The organism is Lactococcus sp. SK2-659 (assembly GCF_020218185.2).
Classification (GTDB): domain Bacteria; phylum Bacillota; class Bacilli; order Lactobacillales; family Streptococcaceae; genus Lactococcus; species Lactococcus lactis.
Genome location: NZ_JAIWQZ020000001.1, coordinates 1,410,353 through 1,428,166, shown reverse-complemented (window position 1 = coordinate 1,428,166; position 17,814 = coordinate 1,410,353). Strand labels below are relative to the sequence as shown.

Here is a 17,814-nt window from a genome sequence, read left to right as displayed (position 1 = left end):
TTTTGAAAAGGCTCATGATTGTCGAAGAAAATTCTTATAGATAAAGTCATAAATACTATCTTATAAGGATTCAGTAACCCCAGTAAATGAAAATTTATTTTTCGATGAAGTATGAGTCACTTCAAAACATTAATTTAAATAAAAAGAACTGAGTTTTTCTCAGAACTTTAGAAGGAAAGAATAAATTGATTACATTAAAATCGCAACGTGAAATCGAGCAAATGGAACGTAGTAGCAAAATTTTGGCAGATATCCACATTGGGCTTCGTGAGTTGATTAAACCAGGGATTGACATGTGGGAAATTGAAGAATATGTCCGCAAAGTTTGTAAAGAAAAAAATGTTTTACCTTTACAAATCGGAGTGGATGAAGGAAATTATAATCCATTCCCTTATGCTACTTGCTGCTGTTTGAATGATGAAGTGGCTCACGCATTTCCACGTCATCAAATTCTTAAAGATGGTGATTTGATTAAAGTGGATATGGTTCTCGGTTTGGTTGAAGATGGTTCTGTTGATGTTTCAAAACTTAATTTTGACGATGCTGAATCAATGGTTAAATATCAAGAAGAATTCCGCGGTGGCGTTGCTGACTCTTGCTGGGCTTATGCTGTAGGCCAAGTTTCTGACGAAGTGAAAAACTTGATGGATGTGACCCGCGAATGTCTCTATCTTGGAATTGAACAAGCCAAAGTAGGCAACCGTATTGGTGATATTGGGGCAGCTATTCAAGAATATGCTGAAAGTCGTGGCTATGGTGTCGTTCGTGACCTTGTAGGACATGGCGTTGGACCAACAATGCATGAAGAACCAATGGTGCCCCACTACGGACGTGCTGGACGTGGACTTCGTTTACGCGAAGGAATGGTCTTAACCATTGAACCAATGATTAACACTGGGGGTTGGGAAATTGACCATGATGGTGAACGTGGTTACGTTACACTTGACGGAAGTTTATCATGTCAATACGAGCACCAATTTGTTATCACGAAAGATGGTCCTGTGATTTTGACTTCTCAAGGCGAAGAACGGACTTATTAAGAAGTAAAAGGAAAAACAGATGAGAGGAAAGATGAAAAAAGTTCTACAAAAAATTGCTGAACTAACGACAACTTTTATGACTTTTTTCAAAAGTTCAGAAATGAGTCTGTCTTCAATTGCTGTTGCTTATTACCTTTTACTTGCAATCTTTCCTCTAGGATTGATTGTTGGAAATATTTTACCCTTCTTACATATCAATACAACAGCTTTATTGAGTTTTTTGTCTGAGCAACTCCCAAGTGATGTTTATAAAGGAATTGAACCAGTCATTAATAATCTCTTAAATCAAAGAAATACAGGTTTACTTTCACTCTCTGTCTTGGCAGGTTTTTGGACCTTTTCAAGAGCCTTATCTGCTCTACAAATGTCAATGAATAAAGCTTATGAAGTCTTTAATCATCGAGATTTTATTGTCAGTCGAATTATCGGTTTGGCTGCCGGATTTGCGATTTTACTCTTTCTTTACTTTTCAATTGTTCTCTCTACTTTTGGACAATTAATTCTCGAACAAGTTCATCGCTTATTTCCTTTTGATGACCATCTCTACCGAACGTTACACAATATGACTTTACCAGCGATTGCTGTAGCAACCTTTTTATCTTTGATGATGCTTTATTTTATCCTACCAAATGTTAAAATAAGAAAATTGAGATACACCATGCCTGGAACAATATTTTCAACCTTTGTTCTTGTTTTTCTAACCAACTGGATTGCAAAATATGTTAGCTTTGCTCTTCAGCGATTAGATGATTTGAAATTGATTGGGTCATTGGTTGTCTTTGCACTGATGATTTGGTTTATTTTCATCGCCCGCGTTCTGATTATTGGTGCCATATTAAATGCTGTTTATCAAAAAACAAAAGTTGGTAAGATTGAAACACGACGTGGTGAAATTGTTGAATTCATCAAGGAAATTAGAAAATAAAAAATACTAATAAAAATGAAAAAAATACTGACAGAAAATCTGTCAGTATTTTTTTCATCTTGTCAGTAATTTTCTATCAGTAAAAAAATTAGTTATTCTGTTAAATTTTTATCTTTTTTGAAGACAAAGAATTTTGAATAAAGATAGTTAATAACAATAATTAAAACTTGAACGACGAGGTTAAGAGCAGCAACCATATTATTTTTAGAAAGTCCAAAAAGATTCATCAAAATATCAGGATGTTGGTCAATGAACCACCAGTTAATAAAGATGGATAGGAGTAAAAGAACAATTCGTCCTGAAGTAAAATTGATGAAATCACGTAATAAGTTTGATGATTCATGTTTGAAAACAAAAAGTTTATTGGTAAAAAATGCAAAAATAATACTTGAAGCTTGAGCGGCAGTTTCTGAACCCCAACCAGAATGCCAAGCTTGCCAAGTTAACCATTTGACAAAGGCATAAACTGCTGTTGCTAGGACTCCGAAAATGAGATATCTAACAGTTTCAGATTTAAAAAGATTCATGAGTTTTTTCATGAGGTAATTATATCACACTCTTTTAATAGACTCCACTAAAAGTAGCAATTTAACAGATGTTTCAAATAAAAAGGGAAATAGGGTATAATAACAAAATAAATATAATAAAATTAGTGACAAAGAAAAGGAAATAATTTTTGAATCAAATGATGAAGAAAATGGTTATTTTATTGCTCATCAGTGGCTTAGTTTTAGTCACACCTCATGCTTTTGCAACAGCAGGAGGATTTCGAGGGGGAGGAAATAGAAGTACAAGAACTGGCGGTAATTTTGGAGGTGGAAATACTAACAGCCATTATAATAATACTGTTTCTAATAGCTATACTTCTAATTCTAGGACATCTAGAATGGGGAGCAGGTATAATAGAAATAGTATTTTTAGTGGGCTTGTTGCACTAATCGCCCTGGCTTTTTACTTTTTGAAAAAAAATCTTAAACTTCCTTTTAGAAAAAGAGAGTATTATCAGGAAAAAACATTAAATGATTCAGCTTTGTCAGCAGAAATAGAAGCAATTTTTCTAAAAGTTCAAGATGCTTGGGATAAACAAGACTTACGAACTTTGTCCGCATCTTATGGTGATAATTTATATGAAAAACATGAAAAAATTCTCCAAAAGATGAGTGACAAAGGTCAAATTAATCACACGCGTAGTGTGGTTTTGGATGGAATCACGCGTTATAAAGAAGTAAAAGATAATCAATTTGAAGTTGACCTCTATTTTGTAGCTATTGACTACCTTGTTTCTGTTAATTCTGGTCAAATTATTGCGGGAAATACTCAGGAAAGACGGGCGTTTAAACAACGTTGGACTTTTAGTGGTCAAAAAGGGGCTCTTCGAGTTGAGAAAATGAAAGAATTTAAGATCTAATGATATTTAGTATAGATGTGAAGGGAGAAAAATGATTCTTTATTTATTAGTTTTATTAGCAGTTTGGAATCTTATTGTTTTTGTTTTTTATGCGGTGGATAAGTACAAGGCCCAACATCATCTGTGGAGAATTCCTGAAAAAGTTTTACTTGCACAAGCACTTTTAGGCGGAGGGATTGGAGCAATTTTGGCTGGGCATCTCTGTCATCATAAAACTAGAAAATGGTATTTCAATTTCTCATGGTATGTGGGACTATTGGTTGATGCTGGACTTATCTTTTTAATTATCAAATTCTTTGCTAAATAAATCATCAATTGAAAAACTTTTTAGAAAATAAAAAGCCTTTTTTATTAAGTATTATTCAACACAATCCATTGACATTTCTGGCTTAAAAATGTCATAATAGAGGCATGCCTAAACAACGATTTTATTCTTTTATGATTGGAACGGTACTTGAAGCTTGGATTTTTAGCTGGTCCTTCCTATCTGCTTCGTGGTTTTTAGCCACGTTTTTCGGCTTTCTTTTAGTACGCCGAATCTTCCTTGCTTATCGCTTGGATAAATTTATACGTGATATGAAAATGTGATTTTTATCACAATTTTTATTATAAAAGTACTGACAAAGTTTTATGACGAAAAAATATTCTCTGTCAGTTGTTCTTATTTATGAAATAATAGGGGAGACTTACAATGGCGGTTTCAGTTCAAGATTTACTTGACAAAATTCATTTTCATGTGATTTACTCAACAGAAACAGCATTAGCAAAAGAAATTACAACTTCAGAAATTATGCGCCCAGGTTTAGAAATGGCTGGGTATTTTGATTATTTCACACCCGAACGAATTCAACTTTTTGGGATGAAAGAATGGTCATACATGATGACTGTAGTTGGAGATAATCGCTATGACCTCTTGAAAAAAGTCATGGCCAAAGAAACACCGGTTGTTATTGTTGCACGTAATCTAGAAATTCCTAGTGAAATGGTGGCAGCAGCTAAAAAGTCTGACATTGTTTTACTTCAATCACGTGAAGCAACCAGCCGTTTGAACTCAGTATTGACCTCATTTCTTGATGAACGTTTAGCTGAAAGAACGACTGTTCATGGTGTTTTGATGGACATTTTTGGGGTCGGTGTTCTTATTCAAGGGGCTAGTGGGATTGGTAAATCAGAAACTGGTCTTGAGTTAGTCAAACGTGGCCACCGATTAGTTGCTGATGACCGTGTAGATGTTTTTCAACGGGATGCCTTCACACTTTCTGGGGAACCCGCAGAAATTTTGCGCAATATGATTGAAATTCGTGGCGTTGGGATTATTGACGTGATGAGTCTTTTTGGTGCTGGTGCTGTTAAAGATTCAACGGATATTGATATGGCTATATATTTAGAATACTACGATAAGGAAAAAGCTTTTGACCGTTTGGGAAATGCACCGACTATTGTTGAATTTTCTGATGTTGAAGTCCCACAAACCCGCATTCCTGTAAAAACTGGGCGGAATGTGTCAGTAATTGTTGAAGCTGCGGTTATGAATTTTAGAGCTAAGCAAATGGGCTTTGATGCAACAAAAACTTTTGAAGACCGTCTCACTGATTTAATAAGTCATAATAAAGAATCATAAGATAAAACTTAGAAATTACTGACCGAAAATTCTGTCAGTAAATTTAGAAAACTGATAAAAAATATGAATAATCTATTTCCCTTTTTAGCTTTAAATAAGATTGCACTCCAATTAGGGCCGCTAGCCATTCACTGGTATGCTATTTTTATTGTGGGCGGTGCCGCATTAGCCGTTTGGCTCGCATGTAAAGAAGCCCCAAAGCGTAATATAAAAACCGACGATATTATTGATTTTGTTCTCTTTGCCTTTCCTTTAGGAATTGTTGGAGCGAGACTTTATTATGTCATTTTCCAATGGTCTTACTATAGTCAACATCCTTCACAAATCATTGCCATGTGGGATGGTGGCGGAGCCATCTATGGAAGCTTAATCGCTGGAGCAATTGTCCTCTTTGTCTTTAGCTACTATCGAATGATTCATCCGCTAGATTTGCTTGATATTACTATCCCGGGTGTTTTTCTCGCTCAGGCAATGGGACGTTGGGGGAATTTTGTCAATCAAGAAGCCTATGGGAAAATTGTTTCAAATTTAGACTGGCTACCTACTTTCATCAGAAATCAAATGTTTATTGATGGTCATTATCGAATGCCTACCTTCCTATTTGAAAGTATTGGTACACTAAGCGGTTTTATTCTGGTCATGGTCTTTAGACATCGAATTAAAGGCTTAAAACGTGGGGATATTTTTAGTTTCTATCTCGTCTGGTATGGAGCTGTTCGTTTTATTGTTGAAGGAATGCGAACAGATAGCCTAATGTTAGGACCTGCTCGTGTGTCACAATGGCTTTCAGTTTTATTAGTGATTGTAGGACTTGTTCTCTTTATTTATCGCAGAATGAAAAAAAATTAAGAAGTCTATCCTGAAGGATAGACTTTTTGTCATAAAAAAATGTAAGTTATATTAGAAAATAGCGAAACAATTTGTTATAATGAAATCAAATAGAATCGCTTTCATCAAAATGAAAGAAGATTGAAAAATGGGTGCTGATTTTATACCCGAATAAAGAGGAGGAAACGTGGGAAATATTGCATTATTGATTATCGCGATAGCATTTGCTGTATTGGTGGTCTTCTTAGTTATTGTATTACATAAAGTTTCTAAGGTTGTGGAAGAAGCCAACCGTACGGTCAAAATAGTTTCTAGCGATGTAGATGTCTTACTTCATCAAGCTGATGGCATAATGGCTAAAGCCAATACCTTGCTTGATGATGTTAATGGGAAAGTCGCCACGATTGACCCTTTGTTTACAGCGGTTGCTGACTTGTCTGAAAGTGTTTCAGATATCAATGCTTCAAGTCGTAAACTTGTGACACGTCTTAATAGAGGTTCAACAAAACGAAAAACAACTTCAGCTTCAGCAGTCGTTTTGGCAAAAACAGCCAAAAAATTCTTTGTCAAAAAAGATAAAACTGAAGCGGGTGTAAAAGTAAATTAAACTTGCTTACGAAAGAAAGGACTTAACCGATGTCAAAAAAAACAGGATTTCTAGTTGGTGCTTTAGTTGGTGCCGCAGCTGCTCTATTTTTAGCTCCTAAAAAAGGAAGCGAACTCCGCGAAGGGGCTGGAAAAATTTATGATGATTTAAAAGAAAACCCTCAAGAAACATTGACTGGAATGAGAGATACTGCTCTTGATTTCTCAGCTGAAAAATTTAATGAAATCAAAGAAAAATTTGATTCAGGTGAAATTTCAGCTGACAAGGCCAAAGAATTTTTACTTTCAAAACGTGATTTAATCATGGAAAAAGTTGACTCAGGTGAACTGTCTAAAGATTCAGTTGTTGATTTCTTCAATGATACTAAAGATGCTGTCGTTGAAAAAATTAATTCAATGAAAGACAGTGGAGAAGAACTCTTTGATGAAAATGAATCAGACATCTCAGAAGAAGCCGCAGAAGTTGTGGCTAAGTTCAGTGATGCCAAAGATGAAGTGAAAGAAGATATTGATACTGAGTCTCTTGCTGAAGAAGCGAAAAAAATTGCTGACAAAGCCAAAGAATTAACAAATTTTCCTGACGAAAAAGAATAAAATTTAAAATCTGTCTTTAAGGCAGATTTTTTTGTCATGTAAAATATTTACATACTTAACTATGGTAATTGGAAATAAATTGCGTTATACTATATAGTATAGAATATAAAGAAATACTCTGGAGGATTTCAAATGGCACAAGCAAACTTTGGTGTTGTCGGAATGGCTGTAATGGGGAAAAACCTTGCACTCAACGTAGAGTCACGTGGTTATACCGTTGCAATTTACAACCGTACGACTTCAAAAACTGAAGAAGTTTATAAAGAACATCAAGATAAGAATCTTGTTCTCACTAAAACACTTGAAGAATTTGTTGGAAGTCTTGAAAAACCACGTCGTATCATGCTCATGGTTCAAGCAGGAGCAGCGACAGATGCGACAATTAAATCACTTTTACCGCTCTTGGATAAAGGTGATATCTTGATTGATGGTGGGAATACTCATTTCCCAGACACAATGCGTCGTAATGCTGAACTTGCAGACTCAGGTATTAACTTCATCGGTACAGGAGTTTCTGGTGGTGAAAAAGGTGCGCTTTTAGGTCCATCAATGATGCCTGGCGGTCAAAAAGAAGCCTACGATTTGGTTGCACCAATTTTTGAACAAATCGCAGCTAAAGCTCCTCAAGATGGTAAACCATGTGTGGCTTACATGGGAGCAAACGGTGCTGGACATTACGTTAAAATGGTTCACAACGGAATTGAGTACGGCGATATGCAATTGATTGCTGAATCTTATGATTTGTTGAAACGTGTTCTTGGTCTTAGCAATGCAGAAATTCAAGCCATTTTTGAAGAATGGAATGAAGGCGAACTTGATAGCTACCTCATTGAAATCACTAAAGAAGTATTGAAACGTAAAGATGATGAAGGCGAAGGCTACATCGTTGATAAAATTCTTGATAAAGCAGGAAACAAAGGAACTGGTAAATGGACTTCAGAGTCTGCCCTTGACCTTGGTGTACCACTTCCATTGATTACAGAATCAGTATTTGCTCGTTACATTTCAACTTATAAAGATGAACGTGTTAAAGCAAGCAAAGTTTTATCTGGCCCAGCGGTTAATTTCTCAGGCGATAAAAAAGAAGTCATTGAAAAAATCCGCAAAGCGCTATATTTCTCAAAAATTATGAGTTATGCTCAAGGATTTGCCCAACTTCGTAAAGCTTCTGAAGAATTTGATTGGGACTTGCCTTACGGTACAATTGCACAAATTTGGCGTGCTGGATGTATCATCCGTGCAGAATTCCTCCAAAATATTACTGATGCTTTCGACAAAGATAGCGAACTTGAAAACCTCTTGCTTGATGACTACTTTGTAGACATCACAAAACGTTATCAAGAAGCTGTTCGTGATGTAGTTTCACTTGCTGTTCAAGCAGGAATTCCAATTCCAACATTCACCTCAGCAATCAGCTACTACGATAGCTATCGTTCTGAAAATCTTCCAGCTAACTTGATTCAAGCCCAACGTGATTACTTCGGTGCTCACACTTATGAACGTACAGACAAAGCTGGAATCTTCCACTACGACTGGTATACAGAAGACTAAGTTGAAAAATAATTAATTAAAAGCTAGAATTTTCTAGCTTTTTTTCTTATAAATTTTGCAGTATTCTTTAGACCATTTTTTAACAAAAAATCAAGAAATTGTTATATGATTTAGGTAATCGAATGTGAATTATTTACTTTGATAAATTTTATGGAACTAGAGAAAGTTGAGGAAATTAGAATGGGTTATGAATCTAATCGCTCATTTAATAAAGCAACAGGTGCCGGTTTCATCATCGCAATGGGAATTGTTTATGGCGACATCGGAACGAGCCCTCTTTACACAATGGAATCCATTGTCCAAGGTCAAGGGGGGCTTGAACGAATCTCAGAAACGTCAATTATTGGGGCACTTTCGCTCATTATCTGGACGCTGACATTAATTACGACAGTCAAATATGTGTGGATTGCTTTAAAAGCGGATAATAATCATGAAGGCGGAATTTTTTCCTTATTTACTCTCGTTCGCAAGTATGCAAAATGGTTAATTATTCCGGCAATGATTGGTGGTGCTGCTTTGCTTTCTGACGGAGCTTTAACACCTGCCGTAACGGTTACGTCAGCAATAGAAGGCTTGAGGTCAATTCCGGCTTTTCATGAAGCTTTTGGTCAGCAGCAATTACCGATTGTTATTATTACTTTAGCGATTTTAGCGGTCTTATTTTTAATTCAACGATTTGGAACTTCAATCGTTGGTAAAGTGTTTGGACCGGTCATGTTTATTTGGTTTAGTTTTCTTGGAATTACGGGTTTGATTAATCTCTTTGGTGATTTTTCTGTCCTTCAAGCAATTAATCCTTACTGGGCAATTCATTTACTTTTAAGCCCAGAAAATAAAGCTGGAATTTTTGTTTTAGGTTCAGTCTTTCTGGCAACGACGGGCGCAGAAGCTCTTTATTCCGATTTAGGACACGTTGGTCGGGGAAATATTCATGTCAGTTGGCCTTTTGTTAAAGTTTGTATCATCCTATCCTATTGTGGGCAAGGGGCTTGGCTTTTACAAAATCGCGGAAAATCATTAGGAGATATCAATCCATTTTTTGCTGTCCTCCCTCAAAATTTAATCATTTTTTCAGTAATTTTAGCAACTTTGGCGGCAATTATTGCCTCACAGGCATTGATTTCTGGTTCATTTACTCTTGTGTCAGAAGCTATTCGTCTTAAACTCCTTCCTCGATTAAGGATTTTTTATCCAGGAGAAACTTTCGGACAATTATATATTCCAGCCGTAAATTTGGGACTCTGGTTGGCAGCGAGTTTTATTGTTGTCTATTTCCAAAGTTCTGCTCACATGGAAGCGGCTTATGGTTTAGCAATTACAGTAACCATGCTTATGACAACGACTTTGTTAACTGTCTATTTAAGTCACTATCAAAAAGTTAAAAAAGTATTGGTTGGCCTATTTTTCACCGTTTTTATCTTTATTGAAGGCTTGTTTTTTGCAGCTTCCGCTGTAAAATTTATGCATGGCGGTTATGTCGTTGTGATTATTGCTGCCATGATTCTATTTGTTATGGCAATCTGGCATAAATCTGATCAGCTTTTTTATAAATATCTTAATTCTTCAAATCTTAATGATTATAAAGAACAAATGGACAAACTCCGCAAAGATGAAACTTACGACCTTTATCATACGAATGTCGTTTATTTAACGGCTAAAATGGATAAAGAATGGATTGACCGTTCAATCTTGTATTCTATTTTGGATAAGCGTCCTAAAAAAGCTAAAGTTTACTGGTTTGTGAAGGTTAATGTTACAGATGAGCCTTATACTTCTGAATACGAAGTGGATATGCTAGGAACTGATTTTATTGTCTGTGTTAATCTGTATCTCGGTTTTCATATGCGTCAAGAAATCCCTCGGTATTTACGGACGATTGTGACCAACTTGATGGAGTCAGGACGATTACCACAACAAAATCAAACTTATAGTATTACACCAGGACGAAAAGTTGGAGATTTCCGTTTTATTATTTTAGAAGAAAAACTAATTAATGCAAGACAAATGCCTGGCTTTGAACGATTTGTTCTTCAAACAAAAGAGCAAATTAAAAAAATTACAGCTTCGCCAGCACGTTGGTTTGGTCTTCACTTTTCAGAAGTGACGGTTGAAACTGTTCCTTTGGTTCTCTCGGATGTTAAAAATTTGGAAATTCACGAACGAATTTCAGAAGAAAATTCAGGAGAATCATAATGAAATAAAAGCAATCAAAAGATAGCTTACTGTTGCTATCATCGCTTTTGCGATGATTAATGTATTATATATAAAACTGTGAGAAATAAATAAATATAATTTCCCACAGTTTTTTTTGAATAAACAGGGGATAATCTGCTATAATAAAGCTATTAAAAAACGAGCTACGCTTCGTTTTATTTTATTTGACTATTTTCGTTGAAGAAAGTTGAGGAGTTACAAAAGTGGGTCAAGTACACTTACATAATCGGTCGTTTAATAAAGCGACATCTGCAGGGTTCCTGATTGCATTAGGGATTGTTTACGGTGATATCGGAACAAGTCCACTTTATGCCATGCAGGCCATTGTTCGAGGACAGGGAGGATTAGCAAATCTTTCTGAAAGCTTTATTTTGGGGGCTGTTTCTCTTGTAATTTGGACATTAACATTAATTACAACTGTTAAATATGTTCTGATTGCTTTGAAAGCAGATAACCATCATGAGGGGGGGATCTTTTCACTCTTTACCCTTGTGAGACGGATGAGAAAATGGCTGATTATTCCAGCAATGATTGGTGGAGCGACATTATTAGCGGACGGGGCATTGACTCCAGCGGTAACGGTCACCTCGGCCATTGAAGGTCTAAGGGGAGTAACACATGTTTACTCAAATCAAACAACGGTCATGGTAACCACCTTGATAATCCTTGCCTTTCTCTTTTTGATTCAGAGGTTTGGAGCAAGTTTGGTTGGTCGTTTGTTTGGACCAATTATGTTTATCTGGTTTGGCTTTTTGGGTGTAAGTGGACTGATTAATTCTTTTCTCGATTTATCAATTTTAAAAGCAATTAATCCTTATTATGCAATTCACTTATTATTTAGTCCAGAAAATAAAGCTGGTTTCTTTATCTTGGGTTCTATTTTCTTGGTAACGACAGGGGCAGAGGCACTTTATTCTGACTTAGGACACGTTGGGCGTGGAAATATTTATGTCAGCTGGCCATTTGTTAAGATTTGTATTATCTTATCTTACTGTGGACAAGGAGCTTGGCTTTTAGCTCACCGTGGTGAACACATTGAAAAACTTAATCCTTTCTTTGCTGTTTTACCAGATAATATGGTTATTTATGTCGTTATCTTATCAACATTGGCGGCGATTATCGCCTCTCAAGCACTGATTTCGGGTTCATTTACTTTGGTGTCTGAAGCGATTCGTTTGAAACTTTTGCCATTGTTCAAAATTTATTATCCAGGGCAAACTTTGGGACAACTTTATATCCCAGCAGTTAATTTTGCTCTTTGGGTAACGACTTCATTCTTTGTTTTGTATTTTAAAACTTCAGAACATATGGAAGCCGCTTATAGCTTGGCCATTACCATCACTATGTTGATGACAACGACCCTTTTGACTTATTTCTTAATTCAAAAAGGAACGCCAAAAATTGCCATTGCTTTTATTTCTATCGGTCTCTTTTGTATTGAAGGCTCATTCTTTGCTGCTTCTCTTGTCCAATTTATCAACGGAGCATATATTGTGGTTCTGATTGCCTTGGCAATTATCTTCGTGATGTTCATCTGGAACAAGTCACACAAGATTGTCATGAAATATATCAAATCATTGAATATTAATGAGTATAAAAATCAACTTAATGCTTTGCGTCATGATGAATCTTATGATTTATATCAAACAAATGTGGTTTATTTAACAAGCAAAATGGACCATGAATGGATTGATCGTTCAATCTTATATTCAATCTTGGATAAACGGCCAAAACGTGCAGAATGTTATTGGTTTGTAAATGTAAAAGTTACTGACGAGCCTTATACTTCTGAGTATAAAGTAGACATGATGGATACTGACTTTATTGTTCGTGTGAATCTCTATCTTGGATTCCGTATGCGTCAAGAAGTTCCGCGTTATTTAAGAACAATTGTGACGGATTTGATGGAATCAGGACGTTTGCCACGTCAGCATCAACATTATAGTATCACTCCAGGACGTAAAGTTGGAGATTTCCGCTTTGTCGTTGTTGAAGAAAAGCTAATGAATGCACGTCAAATGCCAGGTTTCGAGCGTTTTGTTCTTCAAACTAAAGCACAAATCAAGAGAATTACGGCTTCACCAATTCGTTGGTTTGGACTTCAATTCTCGGAAGTAACTGTTGAAACAGTTCCCTTGGTTCTTTCAGATGTACGTAATTTGGAAATTCATGAACGATTGGAACAGGTGGATGAAGCAGAAGCTTCAGCAACTCATTAAAGAATATAAAAAAACTTACTGACAAAATTTCTGTCAGTAAAATTTTTAACGAGCAAGTCGTTTTCTAGCGGCTTCTTTTCTTTTTTGAGCGATAAATTCGGCCTTGTCAGCAGAAGGAAGATAACCTTTTTTCTTGGCAATTAACAGGGCTGTACCTGCAACAAGAATTTCGACAGATTTTCCAATGAGATAGCCTTGGATAAATTTATTTTTCATTTGGTGGACTCCTTTATATTTTTATTTAAAAATTGCTCTATCTTCATTATAAATCAAAAAATGTGAAAACGCTAACGAAGCACATTTTAAAAAGAAAGACTCTTTAATAATTAACTGGTTAAGGTTAAGATTAGGTGCATGTGATATATTAGTAGCAGTTGTAATAAATAAATGATAAAGAAAGAAGGTAAGAAATATGACAATTATAGGTGTAAAAATTGACAAAAAGTTTATGAGGGACTTACTCATACTTATTTTAGGTGTCGGACTTTATGTACTCTCAGTTCAGTTATTCGTCATCCCTAATCGTCTAGCAAGTAATGGTGTCGCTGGTTTTTCTGTACTTATGGATTTTGTTTTTGGCATCAACCCAGCCTTGACTTTCTTTTTGGTAAATGTACCACTTTTCATTTTCGGAGGACGTTCGCTTCCGCGGAGAATTTTACTACTCAGCATTCCTGGAGCGCTTGCCATGAGTGGTTGGTTAATGATTTATGAAGCATTAGGAGTTACTGGTTTCCAATTCTCACATGTTATTTTTGCTGGAATTTTCGATGGACTTCTTTCAGGATTCGGGGCAGGATTAGTTATTATTTCTGAAGGAACATTTGGAGGATCAATCTTATTGAGCCGAATTTTGGAGGAGCAATGGAACTTTAAAATTGACAAGGTTTTGTTTATGGTCGATGTGGTCGTTTTAAGTGTTTCCTTATTAACATTCTTGTCACTTCCTAACTTTGCGGTCACACTACTTTCATGCTATATCTTTAGTAAAATGACTCTGATTGTGGGACGTGAAGATTATCGGAAATCTTTAATGAATCGTGGAAAAAGAATTTATCAAAAAGTTTTTGCTGCATAAAAACTTTAAGAATAATAGAATAAAAATTACTGACAGAAATTGAGCTGTCAGTAATTTTTTCTTGTCAGTGCTTGAATTTACAGGCTATTTCTGAAATAATAGAGAATGAAAATGGTGAGAGTGAGTCATAAAAAATAAATGAAAAATAATAAAGTTTTAGTGGTTGTCGGGCCTACAGCTGTGGGGAAAACAGCACTTGGCATTGATTTAGCAATCAAATTTAATGGTGAAATTATTTCTGGTGATTCTCAGCAAGTTTATCAAGGATTAGACATTGGAACCGCTAAGGTGACTATGGCTGAACAAGCTCAAGTTCCTCATCATTTGATTGATGTACGTAAATGGACAGAAAATTTTTCGGTTCATGATTTTGTCATTGAAGCTAATCAATTAATTAAAGAAATTCTTGACCAAGGAAAAGTGCCAATTATCGTTGGAGGAACTGGCTTATATATTCAATCTCTTATCGAAGGCTATCATCTTGGCGGACAGGAAAATCATGAGGAGATGTTGAAACTTCGTGAAGAATTATCTCTTTTATCTGATGAGGAATTGTTTGCAAAAGTGATTAAAATAAATCCAGAAATTCCTGAGTTAAATCGTAGACGGGCGATTCGTTTTTTGGAGCTGCAAACTTTCGGCTCTCAAGATGAAAATTTGGGTTCTGATTATGATTTTTTGCTTATTGGATTAAATGCTGACAGAAAAGTGCTTTATGATCGAATTAATCAACGGGTTGATCAAATGATGCGTGAGGGCTTATTAGATGAAGCTAGAACTTTGTATGAGCAAGCACCAGAAGTTCAAGCGGCAAAAGGGATTGGTTATAAAGAATTTTTCCCTTATTTTTCAGGGGACATTAGTTTGGAAGAAGCTGTTGAGTTGGTCAAAAGAAATTCAAGACGCTATGCCAAGCGACAATTGACTTGGTTTAAAAATAGAATGTCTGTCGAATTTGAAGATGTTTTTTCAAAAAATTATCCTGAACCAATTTTTGATAAAGTCACTCAGTTTTTGAACTGACGCATTTTCTTAAAAATGTTATAATGAAAAAGATTGAAAAAAGGACTTTACAAGTAAATTTTATTAAAAATGGAGAGAAAAAATGACTGATAAAAAATGGATTGATTTGGGAATGAAATATGGTGGCTTCATGGCTCAAGACCATATCTTTTTAGAAAATAGATTAGCTGCCTTGACCGATGTAAAAGATAAAAGACTTTTGGTGACTCCACCAGCATCAGTTTTAAATGCTTATTTTGCTGAACTTTATCAAAAACGCTCACCGAAAGATGCAACAGATTATTTCTTTGAACTTTCTAAAGCTTTTGATATTTTTGAAGAAAATCCAGATTTTCAACTTGAAGGAAAAAATGGTTATGAAAATTTCAGATTTATTCGACTCAATCTTTCTGGAAAATCATTTGGTTTTTCATATAAAAATGACGCAGAAGAAGCAATTATTTTCAGTGAATTTCCGGTAAAAGTGACAGCCGAATTGATGTTTGAAATTGCACAGATTTTCCCGCATTATCTATTAGTGGAAGAAGACGGAAAATTGACAATGAAACCTGCTCAATTTCAAAGTGAATTTGAGAAAGTGAAAGACCTAACAGCATTAACAGAACAAGCAGAAAATGGGGAATATATTCGCTTAGCCGGCTATAATATTGAAGATTTATTAGAACAAGCCGAAGAAATTGGCTTCTTAAGTCCTTTATGCTTTGGGCGTGACGGACGTAAACACTTTATCTATATTACAAAAGGTTTTTAATTGTTAGTTAATAAACTATCAAAAAAATTGCATTTCTCTTTGATAAGTGATAGACTATGTGAAAACGGTTACTGGCGATGCTGTCAGTAATTAATAAGACTGAATTTTTCATAATTACTGACAGAAAAGTTTGTCAGTAACTTTTGGTCAAATATAAGGAGGAACTTTTATGATTTTTATTCCACTCGTTGTTTTAGCAATTATCCTGCTCATTTTAATCTTTAGTTTGAGTACAATTGTATTTGTTGTTAAACAACAAACTGTTGCAATTGTTGAACGTTTTGGGAAGTATCAATTTACTGCAAACCCCGGTTTTCATTTGAAACTTCCTTGGGGAATTGATCGGATTGCTGCTCGAGTTCAATTGCGCTTATTACAAACAGAGATGACAGTTGAAACTAAAACTGCGGATAATGTTTTTGTTACGATGAATATTGCAACGCAATATCGAGTAAACGAACAATCCATCAAAGATGCATACTATAAGTTAATGAATCCAGGTGAACAAATTAAGGCTTATATTGAAGATGCCCTTCGTTCAGCAGTACCAAAATTGACTTTGGATGATGTTTTTGAGAAAAAAGATGAAATCGCTCTTGAAGTTCAAAAAACAGTTGCTGAAGAAATGCAAACTTACGGTTATATTATCGTAAAAACATTGATTACTAAAGTAGAACCTGATGCTGAAGTTAAGCAATCTATGAATGAAATCAATGCGGCGCAACGTAAACAAGATGCCAGCCAAATGTTGGCAAATGCTAATAAAATTCAAGTTGTAACTGCCGCTGAAGCAGAAGCTGAAAAAGACCGTCTGCATGGGGTAGGGATTGCTGAACAACGTAAGGCTATTGTTGACGGTTTGGCTCAACAAATTACCGAAATCAAAAAGCTTGGTGTGGCGCTTGATGAAGAACAAATTATGGCGATTTTGTTAACTAATCAATATTTAGATACCTTGAATCAATTTGCTGCAGGTGGAAATTCAACCATTTTCCTTCCAAGCGGAGCTGAAGGAGCAGAAAGTTTAAGGACTCAGATTTTATCAGCCATTAAAGCAGGTAAATAAAGTAAAAATGGAAAGCTATCGATGGATAGCTTTTTTTATTATAGCAAGCTTCTTCTTGCAATTTTTTTTGAAATTAGGTAGAATAAAGTGATTGTAGCGCGTCCGTAGTGTAATGGATATCACGTAAGATTCCGGTTCTTGAGATGGGGGTTCGATTCCCTCCGGACGCATTTAATTAAGTAAATAAACCGCTCGGTTGAGCGGTTTTTATTGTTTTTGTGCTAAACATGTGCCAATGACTGCGTTTTATAGAATCCTAAATATGTTATAATAAGATATTGACTCGAAGGTAAAAAGACTAGGTTTTAAATATAAAAAATAGTTAGAAAGAAACCGCGAGTTTTTTTGATATTATCATTTTACAGGAGGGCTTTTATGAATCAAGAGAAATTTATTAAGTATTTAAGTTGGGTAGCGACTGGGATGTCGGTAATGATGTATGTGTCATATCTTCCGCAAATTGCTAACAATCTTAGTGGAATGAAAGGAAATCCTATTCAGCCCCTTGTTGCTGCAATTAATTGTACACTTTGGGTCACTTATGGAATTGGCAAAAAGCCTAGAGATTTAGCTTTGGCAACGGCAAACTTTCCAGGTATAATTTTTGGATTGGTCACATTTTTTACTGCCCTTTAATGATGAAAAAAAATTGATTAATTGGACCTGTGTGTGGCCATTATCAGAGATAAATAAATAATAAATTTTAAAAAAATAAAAAAATTACAGCTGAGACTAGAAATTTCAGAAAGTCTGTGTTATAATATATTTCGTCGTGAAAATGATGCTTTAAGCATGACTCGTTAGCTCAGTTGGTAGAGCATTTGACTTTTAATCAAAGGGTCGCTGGTTCGAGCCCAGCACGGGTCACTAATTTATTGAAGAAAAGATTG

General features: G+C 35.4%; 19 protein-coding genes and 2 tRNA genes. 19 read left to right on the top strand and 2 right to left on the bottom strand.

The window, feature by feature from the left end:
* Positions 1–185 precede the first annotated feature (185 nt).
* A complete protein-coding gene (locus tag LDP15_RS06700; protein ID WP_003129519.1) occupies positions 186–1,040 on the top strand; it encodes a methionyl aminopeptidase in 855 nt (284 codons plus the stop codon).
* Between the two features lie 31 nt (positions 1,041–1,071).
* A complete protein-coding gene (locus tag LDP15_RS06695) occupies positions 1,072–1,965 on the top strand; it encodes a YihY/virulence factor BrkB family protein (protein WP_042230700.1) in 894 nt (297 codons plus the stop codon).
* A 92-nt stretch (positions 1,966–2,057) separates the two neighbouring features.
* Here LDP15_RS06695 and LDP15_RS06690 read toward each other — a convergent pair whose 3' ends face one another.
* On the bottom strand, positions 2,058–2,504 hold the full coding sequence (locus LDP15_RS06690; RefSeq protein WP_003129522.1) for a GtrA family protein: 447 nt from the start codon (positions 2,502–2,504) through the stop codon (positions 2,058–2,060).
* Positions 2,505–2,650: 146 nt separating this feature from the next.
* On the opposite strand from LDP15_RS06690, the gene LDP15_RS06685 reads away from it, so the two are divergent.
* From LDP15_RS06685 to LDP15_RS06640, 10 genes are all read left to right on the top strand, one after another.
* Positions 2,651–3,373 (top strand): TIM44-like domain-containing protein, encoded by a 723-nt coding sequence (locus LDP15_RS06685; RefSeq protein ID WP_015425941.1) that lies wholly within the window; start codon positions 2,651–2,653, stop codon positions 3,371–3,373.
* 31 nt (positions 3,374–3,404) lie between these two features.
* Positions 3,405–3,680 (top strand): DUF1294 domain-containing protein, encoded by a 276-nt coding sequence (locus LDP15_RS06680; RefSeq protein WP_015425942.1) that lies wholly within the window; start codon positions 3,405–3,407, stop codon positions 3,678–3,680.
* 104 nt (positions 3,681–3,784) lie between these two features.
* Entirely contained in the window at positions 3,785–3,961 is a 177-nt protein-coding gene (locus tag LDP15_RS06675; RefSeq protein ID WP_010905464.1) for a DUF3272 family protein, read from the top strand.
* 103 nt (positions 3,962–4,064) lie between these two features.
* Entirely contained in the window at positions 4,065–4,994 is a 930-nt protein-coding gene (hprK, locus tag LDP15_RS06670; RefSeq protein WP_015425943.1) for an HPr(Ser) kinase/phosphatase, read from the top strand.
* Between the two features lie 63 nt (positions 4,995–5,057).
* Entirely contained in the window at positions 5,058–5,843 is a 786-nt protein-coding gene (gene lgt / locus LDP15_RS06665; protein WP_015425944.1) for a prolipoprotein diacylglyceryl transferase, read from the top strand.
* A gap of 166 nt (positions 5,844–6,009) precedes the next feature.
* Positions 6,010–6,429 carry a DUF948 domain-containing protein gene (locus LDP15_RS06660; protein WP_225513504.1) on the top strand — a complete coding sequence of 140 codons (420 nt, stop codon included), beginning with the start codon at positions 6,010–6,012 and terminating at the stop codon, positions 6,427–6,429.
* Positions 6,430–6,458: 29 nt separating this feature from the next.
* Positions 6,459–7,022, top strand: coding sequence for a YtxH domain-containing protein (locus LDP15_RS06655; protein WP_015425946.1), 564 nt, complete (start codon positions 6,459–6,461; stop codon positions 7,020–7,022).
* 132 nt (positions 7,023–7,154) lie between these two features.
* Positions 7,155–8,573 carry an NADP-dependent phosphogluconate dehydrogenase gene (gene gndA / locus LDP15_RS06650; protein ID WP_003129534.1) on the top strand — a complete coding sequence of 473 codons (1,419 nt, stop codon included), beginning with the start codon at positions 7,155–7,157 and terminating at the stop codon, positions 8,571–8,573.
* 180 nt (positions 8,574–8,753) lie between these two features.
* On the top strand, positions 8,754–10,766 hold the full coding sequence (locus LDP15_RS06645) for a potassium transporter Kup (protein WP_015425948.1): 2,013 nt from the start codon (positions 8,754–8,756) through the stop codon (positions 10,764–10,766).
* 224 nt (positions 10,767–10,990) lie between these two features.
* Positions 10,991–13,006: a potassium transporter Kup gene (locus LDP15_RS06640; protein ID WP_015425949.1), complete on the top strand. Its 2,016-nt coding sequence runs from the start codon at positions 10,991–10,993 to the stop codon at positions 13,004–13,006.
* Between the two features lie 45 nt (positions 13,007–13,051).
* Here LDP15_RS06640 and LDP15_RS06635 read toward each other — a convergent pair whose 3' ends face one another.
* Positions 13,052–13,222, bottom strand: coding sequence for a DUF3042 family protein (locus LDP15_RS06635; protein WP_011675764.1), 171 nt, complete (start codon positions 13,220–13,222; stop codon positions 13,052–13,054).
* Positions 13,223–13,418: 196 nt separating this feature from the next.
* On the opposite strand from LDP15_RS06635, the gene LDP15_RS06630 reads away from it, so the two are divergent.
* The 7 genes from LDP15_RS06630 (at position 13,419) to LDP15_RS06600 (ending at position 17,791) form a co-directional block, all read left to right on the top strand.
* Complete coding sequence (locus LDP15_RS06630) at positions 13,419–14,084, top strand: YitT family protein (protein WP_003129540.1); 666 nt, start codon at positions 13,419–13,421, stop codon at positions 14,082–14,084.
* Positions 14,085–14,222: 138 nt separating this feature from the next.
* On the top strand, positions 14,223–15,107 hold the full coding sequence (miaA, locus tag LDP15_RS06625) for a tRNA (adenosine(37)-N6)-dimethylallyltransferase MiaA (RefSeq protein WP_015425950.1): 885 nt from the start codon (positions 14,223–14,225) through the stop codon (positions 15,105–15,107).
* A gap of 82 nt (positions 15,108–15,189) precedes the next feature.
* The gene (locus tag LDP15_RS06620) at positions 15,190–15,858 is read left to right on the top strand and encodes a hypothetical protein (protein ID WP_003129542.1); all 669 of its coding nucleotides are present in this window, start codon (positions 15,190–15,192) and stop codon (positions 15,856–15,858) included.
* Between the two features lie 169 nt (positions 15,859–16,027).
* A complete protein-coding gene (locus LDP15_RS06615; RefSeq protein ID WP_003129543.1) occupies positions 16,028–16,924 on the top strand; it encodes an SPFH domain-containing protein in 897 nt (298 codons plus the stop codon).
* A 98-nt stretch (positions 16,925–17,022) separates the two neighbouring features.
* A tRNA-Arg gene (locus LDP15_RS06610) sits at positions 17,023–17,094 on the top strand.
* A 205-nt stretch (positions 17,095–17,299) separates the two neighbouring features.
* A complete protein-coding gene (locus LDP15_RS06605; RefSeq protein ID WP_003129544.1) occupies positions 17,300–17,560 on the top strand; it encodes a SemiSWEET family transporter in 261 nt (86 codons plus the stop codon).
* A 158-nt stretch (positions 17,561–17,718) separates the two neighbouring features.
* Positions 17,719–17,791 (top strand) — tRNA-Lys (locus tag LDP15_RS06600).
* Positions 17,792–17,814 lie beyond the last annotated feature (23 nt).

Excerpts from the sequence above, each read along its gene's own strand:
- LDP15_RS06695 (WP_042230700.1), top strand. The coding sequence starts at position 1,072 with ATGAAAAAAGTTCTACAAAAAATTGCTGAACTAACGACAACTTTTATG.
- LDP15_RS06690 (WP_003129522.1), bottom strand. The coding sequence starts at position 2,504 with ATGAAAAAACTCATGAATCTTTTTAAATCTGAAACTGTTAGATATCTC.
- LDP15_RS06685 (WP_015425941.1), top strand. The coding sequence starts at position 2,651 with ATGATGAAGAAAATGGTTATTTTATTGCTCATCAGTGGCTTAGTTTTA.
- LDP15_RS06680 (WP_015425942.1), top strand. The coding sequence starts at position 3,405 with ATGATTCTTTATTTATTAGTTTTATTAGCAGTTTGGAATCTTATTGTT.
- LDP15_RS06675 (WP_010905464.1), top strand. The coding sequence starts at position 3,785 with ATGCCTAAACAACGATTTTATTCTTTTATGATTGGAACGGTACTTGAA.
- hprK (WP_015425943.1), top strand. The coding sequence starts at position 4,065 with ATGGCGGTTTCAGTTCAAGATTTACTTGACAAAATTCATTTTCATGTG.
- lgt (WP_015425944.1), top strand. The coding sequence starts at position 5,058 with ATGAATAATCTATTTCCCTTTTTAGCTTTAAATAAGATTGCACTCCAA.
- LDP15_RS06655 (WP_015425946.1), top strand. The coding sequence starts at position 6,459 with ATGTCAAAAAAAACAGGATTTCTAGTTGGTGCTTTAGTTGGTGCCGCA.
- gndA (WP_003129534.1), top strand. The coding sequence starts at position 7,155 with ATGGCACAAGCAAACTTTGGTGTTGTCGGAATGGCTGTAATGGGGAAA.
- LDP15_RS06645 (WP_015425948.1), top strand. The coding sequence starts at position 8,754 with ATGGGTTATGAATCTAATCGCTCATTTAATAAAGCAACAGGTGCCGGT.
- LDP15_RS06635 (WP_011675764.1), bottom strand. The coding sequence starts at position 13,222 with ATGAAAAATAAATTTATCCAAGGCTATCTCATTGGAAAATCTGTCGAA.
- LDP15_RS06630 (WP_003129540.1), top strand. The coding sequence starts at position 13,419 with ATGACAATTATAGGTGTAAAAATTGACAAAAAGTTTATGAGGGACTTA.
- miaA (WP_015425950.1), top strand. The coding sequence starts at position 14,223 with ATGAAAAATAATAAAGTTTTAGTGGTTGTCGGGCCTACAGCTGTGGGG.
- LDP15_RS06620 (WP_003129542.1), top strand. The coding sequence starts at position 15,190 with ATGACTGATAAAAAATGGATTGATTTGGGAATGAAATATGGTGGCTTC.
- LDP15_RS06615 (WP_003129543.1), top strand. The coding sequence starts at position 16,028 with ATGATTTTTATTCCACTCGTTGTTTTAGCAATTATCCTGCTCATTTTA.
- LDP15_RS06605 (WP_003129544.1), top strand. The coding sequence starts at position 17,300 with ATGAATCAAGAGAAATTTATTAAGTATTTAAGTTGGGTAGCGACTGGG.